Annotated in this window: 14 protein-coding genes; 7 read left to right on the forward strand and 7 right to left on the reverse strand. The window is 63.7% G+C overall.

The window, feature by feature from the left end:
• Positions 1-89 precede the first annotated feature (89 nt).
• Genes BLV04_RS06465 through BLV04_RS06480 form a run of 4 tightly spaced genes read right to left on the reverse strand, consistent with a single transcriptional unit; the run spans position 90 to position 3,542 of the window.
• Positions 90-1,307: a tryptophan--tRNA ligase gene (locus BLV04_RS06465; protein WP_093029247.1), complete on the reverse strand. Its 1,218-nt coding sequence runs from the start codon at positions 1,305-1,307 to the stop codon at positions 90-92.
• Positions 1,308-1,325: 18 nt separating this feature from the next.
• Positions 1,326-1,997, reverse strand: a complete 672-nt coding sequence (locus tag BLV04_RS06470) for a site-2 protease family protein (protein ID WP_093029249.1) — start codon at positions 1,995-1,997, stop codon at positions 1,326-1,328.
• A 36-nt stretch (positions 1,998-2,033) separates the two neighbouring features.
• Complete coding sequence (locus BLV04_RS06475) at positions 2,034-2,657, reverse strand: L-threonylcarbamoyladenylate synthase (RefSeq protein ID WP_093029251.1); 624 nt, start codon at positions 2,655-2,657, stop codon at positions 2,034-2,036.
• A gap of 9 nt (positions 2,658-2,666) precedes the next feature.
• Positions 2,667-3,542, reverse strand: coding sequence for a PHP domain-containing protein (locus BLV04_RS06480; protein ID WP_093029253.1), 876 nt, complete (start codon positions 3,540-3,542; stop codon positions 2,667-2,669).
• A 204-nt stretch (positions 3,543-3,746) separates the two neighbouring features.
• Here BLV04_RS06480 and BLV04_RS06485 point away from each other — a divergent pair, with 204 nt between their 5' ends.
• The gene (locus BLV04_RS06485) at positions 3,747-4,493 is read left to right on the forward strand and encodes a hypothetical protein (protein ID WP_093029254.1); all 747 of its coding nucleotides are present in this window, start codon (positions 3,747-3,749) and stop codon (positions 4,491-4,493) included.
• Between the two features lie 216 nt (positions 4,494-4,709).
• Here BLV04_RS06485 and BLV04_RS06490 read toward each other — a convergent pair whose 3' ends face one another.
• Together BLV04_RS06490 and BLV04_RS06495 are read right to left on the reverse strand one after the other, a co-directional pair.
• A complete protein-coding gene (locus tag BLV04_RS06490; protein WP_093029256.1) occupies positions 4,710-5,603 on the reverse strand; it encodes a sigma 54-interacting transcriptional regulator in 894 nt (297 codons plus the stop codon).
• A gap of 93 nt (positions 5,604-5,696) precedes the next feature.
• The gene (locus BLV04_RS06495) at positions 5,697-6,383 is read right to left on the reverse strand and encodes a sulfite exporter TauE/SafE family protein (RefSeq protein ID WP_093029258.1); all 687 of its coding nucleotides are present in this window, start codon (positions 6,381-6,383) and stop codon (positions 5,697-5,699) included.
• A 227-nt stretch (positions 6,384-6,610) separates the two neighbouring features.
• On the opposite strand from BLV04_RS06495, the gene BLV04_RS06500 reads away from it, so the two are divergent.
• Together BLV04_RS06500 and BLV04_RS06505 are read left to right on the forward strand one after the other, a co-directional pair.
• A complete protein-coding gene (locus BLV04_RS06500; protein WP_093029260.1) occupies positions 6,611-7,390 on the forward strand; it encodes a DUF3050 domain-containing protein in 780 nt (259 codons plus the stop codon).
• Between the two features lie 97 nt (positions 7,391-7,487).
• Entirely contained in the window at positions 7,488-7,790 is a 303-nt protein-coding gene (locus tag BLV04_RS06505; protein ID WP_093029262.1) for a TusE/DsrC/DsvC family sulfur relay protein, read from the forward strand.
• 158 nt (positions 7,791-7,948) lie between these two features.
• Here BLV04_RS06505 and hcp read toward each other — a convergent pair whose 3' ends face one another.
• Positions 7,949-9,241 carry a hydroxylamine reductase gene (hcp, locus tag BLV04_RS06510; RefSeq protein WP_093029264.1) on the reverse strand — a complete coding sequence of 431 codons (1,293 nt, stop codon included), beginning with the start codon at positions 9,239-9,241 and terminating at the stop codon, positions 7,949-7,951.
• 311 nt (positions 9,242-9,552) lie between these two features.
• On the opposite strand from hcp, the gene BLV04_RS06515 reads away from it, so the two are divergent.
• From BLV04_RS06515 to BLV04_RS06530, 4 genes are all read left to right on the forward strand, one after another.
• The gene (locus BLV04_RS06515) at positions 9,553-10,305 is read left to right on the forward strand and encodes a carbonic anhydrase (protein WP_245731761.1); all 753 of its coding nucleotides are present in this window, start codon (positions 9,553-9,555) and stop codon (positions 10,303-10,305) included.
• Positions 10,306-10,481: 176 nt separating this feature from the next.
• A complete protein-coding gene (locus tag BLV04_RS06520) occupies positions 10,482-11,357 on the forward strand; it encodes a hypothetical protein (RefSeq protein ID WP_093029266.1) in 876 nt (291 codons plus the stop codon).
• Positions 11,335-11,946 carry a chromate transporter gene (locus BLV04_RS06525; protein WP_093029268.1) on the forward strand — a complete coding sequence of 204 codons (612 nt, stop codon included), beginning with the start codon at positions 11,335-11,337 and terminating at the stop codon, positions 11,944-11,946. The genes BLV04_RS06520 and BLV04_RS06525 overlap by 23 nt, the downstream gene beginning before the upstream one ends.
• Before the next feature lie 4 nt (positions 11,947-11,950).
• The gene (locus BLV04_RS06530; RefSeq protein WP_093029270.1) at positions 11,951-12,496 is read left to right on the forward strand and encodes a chromate transporter; all 546 of its coding nucleotides are present in this window, start codon (positions 11,951-11,953) and stop codon (positions 12,494-12,496) included.
• Positions 12,497-12,551 lie beyond the last annotated feature (55 nt).

Genomic DNA, 12,551 nt, shown 5'->3' on the forward strand with positions numbered 1-12,551 from the left:
GAAATTCCCTAAACCGCGCCCCACCGTCGCCAAACGATGGCTGCAACACCGAGAGCACCTCGCGCCATCGCATGAACGCCAGGCGCGGTTTAGTTCATGACCAACGACATCGCATGCCGCACCTCTTCGAGCGTCTCGTGCGCGACATCGCGGGCACGCTCGCAGCCGTCGTTGATGACGTTGCGCAGCAGCTCCGGCTGAGCCGCGTACTCCCGGGCGCGTTGCTGCATCGGCATCAGCTCTGCGAGCACCCCGTCGATCACCGGCTGCTTGCATTCCAGACAGCCGATGCCGGCGGAGCGGCAGCCCTGCTGCACCCAGTCGCGCACCTGATCGTTCGAATAGACCAGATGGAACTGCCAGACCGGACACTTCTCCGGATCACCCGGATCGGTGCGACGCACGCGCGCCGGGTCGGTCGGCATGGTCCGCAGCGCCTTCTCCACATCGGCAGGCTCGTCGCGCAATGCAATGGTGTTGCCGTAGGACTTGGACATCTTCTGCCCGTCCAGACCCGGCATCTTGGACGCCTTGGTCAGCAGCGGCATAGGCTCGGGCAGGATGACGCGCCCGCCGCCTTCCAGATAGCCGAGCAGCCGCTCGCGATCGGCCAGGGTAATGTTGGCCTGCCCTTCCAAGAGGGCATGGGCCACGCTCAAAGCCTCTTGGTCGCCCTGCTCCTGGTACCGACGCCTCAGTCCATCGAAGAGCTTGGCGTTCTTCTTCCCCATCTTTCGCTTGGCTTCTTCCGCCTTCTCCTCGAAGCCGGACTCGCGACCGTAGATGTGATTGAAGCGCCGCGCGACCTCGCGCGTCAGCTCGACATGGGCAACCTGATCCTCGCCGACCGGCACCTGGCCGGCCTTGTACATGAGGATGTCCGCGCTTTGGAGCAGCGGATAGCCGAGGAAGCCGTAGGTCGCAAGATCGCGCTCCTTGAGCTTCTCCTGCTGGTCCTTGTAGCTCGGCACCCGCTCGAGCCAACCCAAGGGCGTGATCATGGACAGCAGCAGATGCAGCTCGGCGTGTTCGGGGACGCGTGATTGGATAAAGAGTGTCGCCGAGCCCGGATTGATCCCGGCGGCCAGCCAGTCGATCACCATCTCGCGGGTGCTCGTCGGGATGATCGAGGGATCCTCGTAGTGCGTCGTCAGGGCGTGCCAATCGGCGACGAAGAAGAAACACTCGTACTCGTGCTGCAGCTCCAGCCAGTTCTTCAGGACACCGTGATAGTGACCCAGGTGGAGACGACCCGTGGGACGCATCCCGGAGAGGACGCGCGAATGGTGTGCGGAGACGGAAGTCAAGGGTTCGCAGCCTCGTAATCAGACGAAGAAGAGCTCTCTCACGATCGCCGAGCCGGGGAGCAGGCCCACGGTCCCGATCACGATCGGAAGCAGGACGGCACCCAGGAGCCCGGTAATCAGCAGCGCCAGCAGGATGATGAGACCGAAGGGTTCAAGCCGCGAGAAGTGTGCGGCCACCTTCGGCGGAAGCAGGGCATTCAGCACCCGCCCGCCGTCGAGCGGCAGCAGCGGGACCAGATTCAGGACCATCAAGAAGACGTTGATCAGGATTCCGGCGGCGCCCATGTAGACGAGCGGCAGGGCAATCCATTCGCTGACCGGCACCAGCAACACACCCAGCTTGATCATGCCGCCCCAAAAGAGCGCCATCAGCAGGTTCGCGCCGGGACCCGCGATCGCCACCAAGGCCATGTCGCGACGCGGATGTTGCAGGTTGCGCCAGTTGACCGGCACCGGCTTGGCCCAGCCGAACAGGAAACCCACCAAAAAGAAGGTCGCGAGCGGGACGACGATGGTCCCGATCGGATCGATGTGCTTGATGGGATTGAAGGTGACACGCCCGAGCATCAAGGCGGTTTGATCGCCGAGCTTGCTCGCGACCCAGCCGTGCGCGGCCTCGTGCACCGTGATTGCAAACAGCACCGGGATGGCGAGGACGGCCAGCAATTGGTAGGGGTTCAGGGCTTCCATCGCGGCATTATACCCGGCACACCTCGGTGCCGCGGGTCATTCCTCGAAAAGGGTCGCATCGCCCTTGCCGAGCCGTACCAGGCTCGGCGGCTCCGCGGTCATGTCGACCACGGTGGTCGGCTCGAGTCCGCAGAACCCCCCGTCGATGATGAGATCGACCTGCTTGTCGAGCAGCTCGCGCATCTCCTCGGGATCGGTCAGGGGTCGATCGTCGCCCGGCATGATCAGCGTGGTGCTGAGGATAGGTTGGTCGAGCTCGCCGAGCAGAGCACGGCAGATCTCGTTGTCCGGCACCCGGATGCCGATCGCCTTGCGCTTGGGATGAAGCAATCGCCGCGGGACCTGCTTGGTCGCCTCGTGGATGAAGGTGTAGGGGCCCGGCGTCAGACTTTTAAGCAAACGAAATGCCTGGTTGTCGATCTTGGCATAGGTCGTGATCTCGGAAAGATCTCGGCAGACGAGGGTGAAGTTGTGCTTGTCGTCGAGTCTGCGGATGCGGCGGATCCGCTCCATCGCCGATTTCTCGCCAATCTGACAGCCGAGCGCATAGGAGGAGTCTGTCGGGTAGAGGATAACGCCCCCCTCCAACAGGATCTCGACCGAGCGCCGGATCAGGCGCGTCTGCGGGTTCGCAGGATGGATCTGAAAGAACTGCGCCATGGCCCGAAATCAACCGGCTGCGACTCGACGGAGACTCGGCTCCTCGTCGAGCTCGGGCCAGTCGTGCCAGATCGGCGTACAGACGGGCGGCAGGGCGGGCAGACGTCCCAGATCGATCCAAGGATTTTCAGGACCGTGGTAGTCGGAACCGGCGGAGGCAAGCATGCGGTGATCGCGTGCAACGCAACCGAAATTGAAGACCTCGTCCCGACTGTGGCTCCCGGAGACCACCTCCAGACCCACACCGCCGCACTCGCGAAACTCGCCGAGCAGCTTCAGCAAGCGGGTGCGCGTGAGCTTGTAGCGCGCCGGATGCGCGATGACGGCCTGGCCGCCCGCGCCCGTGATCCAATGCGTCGCCTCTTCGAGTGTCGCCCATTCGCCGCTGACATGACCGGGCTTGCCGTTGACCAGATAGCGGTTGAAGACATCCCGAAGGTCGAGCGCATGGCCCTGCGCGACCAGGAAGCGGGCGAAATGGGTGCGGCCGATCAGGCGGCCGTTCGAGAAGGCCTTCGCGCCCTCGTAAGCGCCCTCGATGCCCTGTTTGGCCAGACGGCGCCCGATCTCCTCGGCGCGCCAGCCGCGATAGGCGAGCAGCCGGCTCAGTCCGGTCTGAAGTGCGACATTCTCGGGGTCGATGTTGAGCCCGACCATATGAACGGTGCGGCCGCCCCAGGTCACCGAGATCTCCACCCCCGGGATGAGACGAAGGTCGAGCGCGTCGGCCGCGACTCGCGCCTCGGCCAAGCCCTCGGTGGTATCGTGATCGGTGAGGGCGATGACCCGTACACCGGACGCACACGCGCGCTGCATCAGCGCGCCGGGGGAGAGCGTGCCGTCGGAGGCCGTCGAGTGACTGTGAAGATCGGGGCTTTTTATCATGGCTCTAGTCTAACTGATCCAGCGGGCGCATGCCTCGGGCCGGCGTAGGGTCGCGCACGAGACGGGGATGGACGCTCTTGCTATATTTTCCAGGTAGGGCGGTCGGAGTTCGCTTGCAACAACTCGACGCAGCGCAGCTCCAGGACGCAGGCCGGATCGGTCGATCCGACCTCGGTTATTTCATGTTGCCAGGATGATCAGCCCATGCTCCCGAAGGTCGACCTCAGCGATATCGCAGAAGAGCTCTCGCGACTCGGCGACGAGATCCAGCGCGCCTACGACGACTCGGAGCAGACGGTAGAGCCCGCACCGCAGGTACCGCTGAGCGGACTTGCACAGTTGCTCGACACCGTCCGTGCGAGCGAGGCCGAATCGCGCGGCGAATCGGCGCAGGCGTTGCGCGCGGCGACAGGCGCGGAGCCCGACGCCCTGATCGACCACGGACTCGGCCTGCTGCGACAGATCGCCGAGGTCGCCCGTCGCCTGAACCTCAAGTTGCAGGCGCAAGCCGTCGAGGTCCTCGCCGTGCCTTTCGCGTGCTGGATGCTGCGCCGGGGCTGCGAGCTGCAACACCCGGAGGAGGTGGTCAATGCCTTGGCCACCCTCGCAAACCAATTAGAACAACCGGATGAGCTGGCCGAGCTCTATGGCCTGATGGGGGAGATTGCAGAGGGCATCGGCGCGGACCGCGTCCAAGGTATGGACCCGACCGACCCGACCGACCCCTGGCTCGTCCTCCTGATCAACCGCGGGATCGTCGCCACGCGCAGTCATGAGCCCGTCCTGATGGAAGAGGCGTTCGACGCCATCGGGGAGCAACTGCCCGATCACGCCCCCTATTTCTTCCGCGAGGGCATGGGGCAAATGGAAGCTCTGGATTATCCGCCGCACGTCCGCGAGGTGATGCAGCGGTATTTCGACAAATGGTGCAGCGGTCAGCGACTCCATTGAACCCTGCTGAACCGCGCTGAGCCGCGTCGGCGGTACATGCATCCTTTCGAGCGGTCTCTCGGCGAGGCGCGTTCCGGCATCGCCGGAGAGGACGCGGCTCAGGAATCGAATTTTTCTATTGTTCTATCTCCTAAACCGCGTCCGGCGCCGACTGTCGGGAACCGCTCCAATCGTCGCATCACACAGCAACATCGCCGGAGCACAGCGGGACGCGGTTTAGCCGGTGATCAAGTGTTTTTGGAGCCGATACAAGAGCGTATCCCGAGTCAGCCCGAGCAGGCGTGCGGCCCGGCTCTTGTTCCCGCCGGCCAGCGAGAGGGCTTGGCGGATCAGCTCCGCCTCGAGGTCGTTGAGATCGATCCCGTGCGGCGGGAGCGAGAAGCCGATGTCCGTCTCTGTCTGCGGTGTCCCCCGCACCACCTCGCCGGGCAGGTTCTCGGGACCCACCTCGGTGCCGGGCAGGAGGATAACCAAACGCTCGCACAGGTTGGCAAGCTCGCGAAGATTGCCCGGCCAGGTGTAGCGGCGCAGCAGGCGCTCCGCACCGGACTTCAGCCGCGGCGGGTCGAGACGATGCCGGGCCGCGGCCGTCGCGATGAAGTGCTGCGTCAACGCAGGGATATCGAGCGCCCGTTCACGCAAGGGCGGCACCTCCAGCGGAACGACGCAGAGCCGCAGATAGAGATCGCGCCGAAACGCGCCCTGCTGAACCAAGCGATCCAGATCCAGAGCCGAGGCCGCGATGATACGCAGCCCGGATCCGGAGGGAGCCCCGTCGCGGGCAGCGTCTTGTTCCACGATGAGGTGCAGCAGGTGTGCCTGATCCGCCGCATTCAGATCACCGACCTCGTCCAGAAAGAGTGTTCCCGGAGCGTCCTGCGCAAACGTCGACAAGCACCGATCGAGCGCGTCGGGCGGCGCTCCCGTGCAGGCGAGCACGCCGAATCGGCCATCACGACGGGTGCTGCTCGCATGGATCTCGCGCGCAAGGGTCTCTTTTCCGGTGCCGGGCTCACCCAGCAACAAGACACCCACGTCGGTCGCGGCAACCATCGACAGGGCATTGCGGAGTCGGGTAAAGGCGGGGGAGCGGCCAATCAGTGTCGTCATGAAACCACGTCCGAAATCGCTTGCGTTGTTCTCGTGTGGGCCCGAATGCGCTCGAGGCGCTCTCTCGGGCACGTCCGGTTTTCCGTGCTGATTCTAGGTCACATTCAGGGTCGCGATCAGGGTCAAGAGTCCGAGCAGGATCACACCGAGGCCTGCGATGGCCTGAAAGCGTCGGTCCTGCCCGAACCGAAAGAGCTGCCCGGCAAAAACACCGCCCAGCGCCAAGATCGGCAAGGTTCCCGCGCCGAACAGGGCCATGTAGAGCGCCCCGGCCAGAACCCCGCCTTGCGCAGGCGTGCTCAGAAGCATGCTGTAGACCAGCCCGCAAGGCAACCACCCCCAGACCATACCGAACAGCACGGAGCGCGGCAGCGTGGTCACCGGCAAGAGGCGTCGGCCGAGCGGCTCCAGTCGCCGCCAAAGGGGAACACCGACGCGCTCGATTGTCGTGAATCGCGGAAACCAACCCCCGATATAGAGCCCGATGCCGATCATGATGCCGGCGGCCAGCCAGCGCACGCCCTCGAAGAGCCAAGGAGATGCGCCCGAGCCGAGCAGCGCGGCGCCGAACGCGCCCCAAACCGCTCCGGCTGCGGCATAGCTGGCAATCCGCCCCAGGTTGAAGGCCAGCACGAACAGACCGAGCCGTTTACGATCGTTGCGCGTCTCGGGCGGCAGCGAGTAGCTCAAGGCACCGGTAATCCCGCCGCACATGCCGATACAGTGCATGGCACTGAGCAGCCCGACGACGAATGCGAGCGCGTAAGCTGATCCCGTCATCGTCGAGAAAACCGTCCGACCCGATCAGCCCTCATCCTGCCCGCCTCCATCGCAACACCGCTTGCCCGGATCGCATCCCGGCAAGAGGCCAGGCTAATCGGAAGATTCAGTGCCCGCGATGACATCGATCAGGCACCGAACGCCTCCAACTGGAGATTTCTCTCCCGAACGCCTTATATTGTCGATTCAGTGTCGACTGAAATACTGAAATAACGAGGACGGGACTCATGGCATCACTGAACCTGGACCACATCCGACCCCTGCAGGAACAGCTCAACGCTCATCCGATCTACGGCGCCATCGAGCGCATCGAGGACCTCCAGGTCTTCATGAGTCACCACGTCTTCTCGGTTTGGGACTTCATGTCCTTGATCAAGTACCTGCAGGCACGGGTTGCGCCCGTCACGGTGCCCTGGATGCCGCACGGCGACGCGAGTGTGCGCTATTTCATCAACCAACTGGTCCTCGAAGAGGAGTCCGACAGCATGCCGCTCCCCGGCGGCGGCGTCGAGCACGCCAGCCATTTCGAGCTCTACTGTCGCGCCATGAACGAGATCGGCGCCGACGGCGAGATGCCGAGGCGCTTCCTCGATCTGGTCACCGAGCAGGGTGTCGACAAGGCCCTTTACGCGTCGATGGTCCCGCTGCCGTCGCGCTATTTTTCCGAGACCACCTTCTGCTTCATCCGCGAGGACAAGCCGCATCTGGTCGCAGCCGCACTGGCCCTCGGACGCGAGAAGCTGATCCCCGGCATGTTCCGACAGTTTCTGGAACAGATGCGGATCACCGAGGCGCAGGCGCCCGTCTTCCATTACTACCTGAACCGCCATGTCCATCTCGACGAGGACTTCCACGGCCCCCTGTCGATGAAGCTCCTCGAGCAGCTCTGCGGCGATGACCCGCAACGGATCGACGAGGCCGAGACCGCCGCCGAAGAGGCGATCTGCGCCCGCATCCGGTTCTGGGACGGCGTGCTGGAGGCGATCCAGGCGGGCCGGGCGGGCTGACGAGGCAAGTGACGTAACAACTTGAATCGGGACGCGTCGCCACAATTCTTCTGAAGGTTCCCACATCCTGGCAAGACATAATCCCGGAGCCGTACCCATGACCGAAGCACTGAGCGTCCCACTCGACAACGAAGGTTTTCTCCTCAACCGCGACGACTGGAGCGAGGAGGTCGCCATCGAGCTCGCCAAGGCGGATGACTTCGAGATGACCGATCAGGTCATGGGCTTTATCCGCGAGGCTCGAGCCATGTACGAAGCCGACGGCGTCGTCCCGCCCATCCGCATCTTCGCCAAGAAGCAGAAGGTCTCGACCAAAGACCTCTACGACATCTTCAGAAAGGGACCCATGAAGCTGATCTGCAAATGGGGTGGACTGCCCAAACCGACCGGCTGCGTCTAAGCCGTTTCCGGACAAAGCAACAACCAGGTAGGGGCGACTTCAGTCGCCCAAACCTTACCGCCCGGACCTTGCAGGAATCAGCCCGCGGGAGGTCGAACCCCGCAAATCGCCGCCCGCCGGACCGAGCGCAGCTATCCCCGCCGCCGGCGATTCGCGTTTCAAGCGGTCATGGCAAGCCGCAGGTCCCCTTCGGCATCATTCCCGCTCAAACGCAGATCGAATCGCTCCTGCAGGATCGCGAAGACGTTCGGCGAGACGAAGGCCGGCGCGTTCGGACCCAGCGTGATCCCCTTCACCCCGAGGCTCAGCAAGGTCAGAAGGACAGCGACGGCCTTTTGCTCGAACCAACTAATCACCAGGGTCAGCGGCAGCTCGTTGACGCTGCAGTCGAAGGCTTCGGCCAACGCGGACGCCACCGCGATGGCGCCGTAGGCATCGTTGCACTGCCCCATGTCCATCAAACGCGGGAAGCCCAGATGCTCGCCGTACTCGTGGTCGCGGATCCGATACTTTCCGCAGCCCAAGGTCAGGATGAATGAATCATCCGGCGTGCCCCGCGCGTAATCGCTGAAATAGTTGCGCCCCGGATCCGCGCCGTCGCAGCCGCCGATGACGAAGAAGCGGCTGATCTGCCCGGCCTTGACCGCGTCGACGATCGTCTGCGCGTGATCCAGCAGCACCGTGCGGTGGAAACCGACGGTCGACTCGCCCGTGATCGCCTCCTCGCAGGGCTCGCACCGCAGCGCCTCGGCGATCACCGCGCTGTAATCGCCGTCGGAGATGCACTGGCCGCCGGGCACAGCCGTGCCGCGGGTGGTGAAGAGCCGCCCCTTGTAGCTCTCGGGCGGGATCAGGACGCAGTTGGTGGTCGCCACCACCGGGCCGGGGAAGGCCGCAAACTCCTGCTTCTGATTCTGCCAGGCGCCGCCGTAATGCCCGACCAGGTTCGGATGGTTTTGAAAGAAGGGATACATGTGCGCCGGGAGCATCTCGCCGTGCGTATAGACCTTGATCTCGGTCCCTTCGACCTGTCCGAGCAGATCCCGCAGGTCCGCCAGATCATGACCCGTGACCAGGATCCCGCGTCCCGCCTGCGTGCCTTCCTTCACCTTGGTCGGCGCCGGCTTACCGAAGGCTTCGACATGACCTTCGTCGAGCATCTGCATCACCCGCAGATTCATCCGCCCGCACTCGAGACAGTATTCCAGCAAGCTCTTCACGTCGAAGTTGACGTTGGTCATGGTCGCGAAGAGCGCCTCCTCGATGAAGGCGGACACCGTCTCGTCAGACTTGCCCAAGCGCCGCGCATGGTGGGCGTAAGCAGCCATCCCCTTTAGACCATAGAGCAGCATCTCCTGCAGGGATTGGACATCGGCGCTCTTGCCGCACATCCCGGGCGAGGTAACGCAGGCGGTCTTACGGAAGGTCTGTTCGCATTGGTTGCAGTGCATGGGTGCCTCTGAATCGAATCGGAATCTAAGGTGTCCTTGTCGCGCCGACGGACCGATGGACCGACGTCGATCGTTGGGGCCAATCAAGGGGCCGACAGTCTGGCGAGAGCGCACGGGCGTATCCTTGACTTAGATCAAGGCGCATAGACTCAAAGAACGCTGAGGGCGCCTTCACACATCTCCAAGACTCAGTCGAGCATCGCTTTTCGAGCAGAAACACCGTTATGCTTCGCAGCATCGTCGAGCCGTTTGACGCCGACGCCATCCAAGCCGGCCATCGGCAACCTGGCCGGCGCTCGATTCACCCTTCCATGACGAGACACACCATGAAGCGCACGGCGATCGCGACCTTGACCTTGATCCTCGGCACCGGAGTCGCCTGCGCGGGCGAGGGGCCACACTGGGGCTACTCCGGCGCCCACGGTCCGGAACACTGGGGCGAGATCGACCCGCATTTCAACGCCTGTAAGACCGGCAAGGCGCAGACGCCGATCGACATCGCAAGCCGGATCGACGCCGATCTGCCTCGGATCGGCTTCCACTACAAGCCGGGCGGGCATGACGAGGTCAACAACGGACACACCATCCAGGTGGACTACGACACCGGCAGCACCATCACGCTGGACGGGCGCGAGTTCACCCTGAAGCAGTTCCACTTTCACACCCCCAGCGAAAACCACATCGACGGCCACGCGTTCCCGATGGAGGCACATTTAGTGCACGCGGACGCCGAGGGCCATCTCGCGGTCATCGCAGTCATGTTCGAGGAAGGCCCGGAGAATCTGGCCCTCGCCACGCCGTGGGCGGCCATGCCCCGGGCGCAGGGCCATACGGCTCACCTTGCGAGCAAGGCCTCCGCCGAGGCGCTGCTTCCCGCCGATCGAGCCTACTACCGTTTCGACGGCTCGTTGACGACGCCGCCGTGCACCGAGGGCGTGACCTGGCTGGTCATGAAACATCCGGTGAGCGCATCGCACGGACAGCTCGTCAAGTTCGCGCGGGCGATGGGCCACCCGAACAACCGGCCGATTCAGCCGCTGAATGCGCGGGTCGTTCTGGAGTAAGTTGCCGAATCAAAAGACAGGCGGCGCACCCGGGATCCAAAGCCGGGAGCGTCTCCTGATCTGGTGCTTCGAATCCGTCGCCCGGTCCGGCGCTCGCCCCCAGCGCAGTCCTCCACCCGGATCGGACATCTCAATGACCACGATGGACCGCCCCATTGACCAGCCCGGGTGTAGCGATGAACGACAACCCCATCGAAGTGCTCAATACCCCTTATTCGGACGTGCACTATTACGAGTGCAAGATCATCCTGCAGGCCCACCACTTCATCACCGCCAAGGCATTCAAAGACTTCTGGTCGATCGTGCGTCATACGGCGAAGAAGTTCGACGTGAATGTGAAGGAGGCCGAGGGTGCATTCGACAATCATGTGCGCGAGGTGCTCTTCTTCGATACGCCGGGGTGCGATCTCTACAACAACCATTTCATCGTACGGCTGCGCAGCTTCTACAAGAACGGTTGGCCGGACGGTCTGCCCGAGTTGACCGTCAAGTTCAGACACCCGGATTTCGAGACGGCCGCCGCCGTCGATGTGCGCCCGGCCACGCCCGGTGCACGGGTCCGCATCAAGTTCAAACAGGAGCTGCTGCCTTTGCGCGAGGGGCTCGGCGGGCTGCGCTCGATCTATTCGCACAACTGCGTTCTGGCCACGCCGCGCGAGCAGATCGACATGGCCGTGGAGGATCTCACGCGGGCCTTCCCTGCCCTGCTTCAAGCAAAGGCCAAGTCGGACGAGCGCATCGCGTTGGTGAAGGATCTTGCCGTCGAGGAGGTGCAGGTCAACGTCGGCGAGCTGCATTTCGGCCACGGCATCAATGCGAAGGCGACCATCGCGGTCTGGCGCAATCGCCAGCACGAACGCCCGCTCTGCGGCGAGTTCGCCTTTCAGTACAAATTCGATCGTCGCGAGGATCTGAACCGCGGAAGCATCGAGCGCGCGGCCGAGTTCTACAAGACACTCCAATTGGACGCCTACGAATGGGTGACCCTTGGAACCACCAAAACCGGCATCGTCTACGGACTAGGGAATAATGCCTCGACCAATCGCGAATGAGCCGAGCGCGGCCGCCGCGCCGCCCTCGATCGGAAAGATCTTCACCGCCTTCGCCCTGATCGGGATCTCCAGCTTCGGCGGCGGGCTGGTCGCCTACCTGCGCGACGTCGTCGTCGATCGCGAGCAGTGGCTCTCGAAGGATGAGTTTCTGGGCGCCCTCGAGATCGGCCAGACCCTGCCCGGCCTGAACTCGACCAATGTCGCGATTATCGTCGGGCGCAAGCTGCGGGGACCGCGCGGGGCGACGGCCGCGGCACTCGGACTCATCCTGCCCGGAGTCGCGGTCCTGATCATACTGGGGCTCCTCTACGTGCGGTTCCACAACAATCCGGATGTCGCGGCGGCCTTGGCCGGAGTCGCGGCTGCGGCGGTCGGTCTGTTGCTGCAGGTCACGCTCAAGATCGGCGGTCGCAGTTTTCTCAGGCCGAAGGACCTGATGTTCATCATCCCGACCTTTCTCATGGTCGGGGTTTTTCACGTGTCGCTCGCCGCGACGCTCTTTTTGCTGGCGCCGATCGCGATCTGGCTCAATCGGCCGGAGTCTTTGAAGAAAAAGGCCCCGGCGCCCTCCTCCGACCCGGAACCCTGACGCCATGAAAGAGCTCATCGAGTTGCTGAACGTCTTCGCCATGCTCTCGCTGATGGCTGTCGGCGGCGGCACCGCCGTCATCCCGCAGATGGAGCACGAGACCGTCGCCGTCCATCAATGGGTTAGCTCCACCCAGTTTGCGTCTATCTACAGTCTGGGCCAGCTCGCGCCCGGCCCCAACATGAGCATGGTCGGGATCATCGGCTATCACGCCGCAGGCGCAGCCGGGTTCTTCCTGGTGCTCTTCGCCTTCTATTTCCCCGCCTGCATGCTTACCTACGTCGTGAGTCACATCTGGGACAGCTATCGCGACAACCCCTGGCGCGACGCCGTCCAGCGGGGGCTCGCACCCATCACGATCGGTCTGATGCTGGCGGGTGTCTATGCCGTGGGCAAGACGGCCAGCTTCAATCTGGACCGACCGCTCTGGTTCAACGGCGTGACCCTGGGCTTCGGCCTGGCGATCGTCCTGTTGCTGTTCTGGAAACGCATCAACCCGGCCATCCTGATCCTGGCGTGCGGGGCGATCGGCTGGTTTGTGCTGCGTTGAGCGGAAAACGAGGTTGGCAAGCAGGCTGGAAACGACAGCGCCCTGCTGATCTGAC

Source organism: Thiocapsa roseopersicina, from assembly GCF_900106925.1.
Classification (GTDB): Bacteria; Pseudomonadota; Gammaproteobacteria; order Chromatiales; family Chromatiaceae; genus Thiocapsa; species Thiocapsa roseopersicina.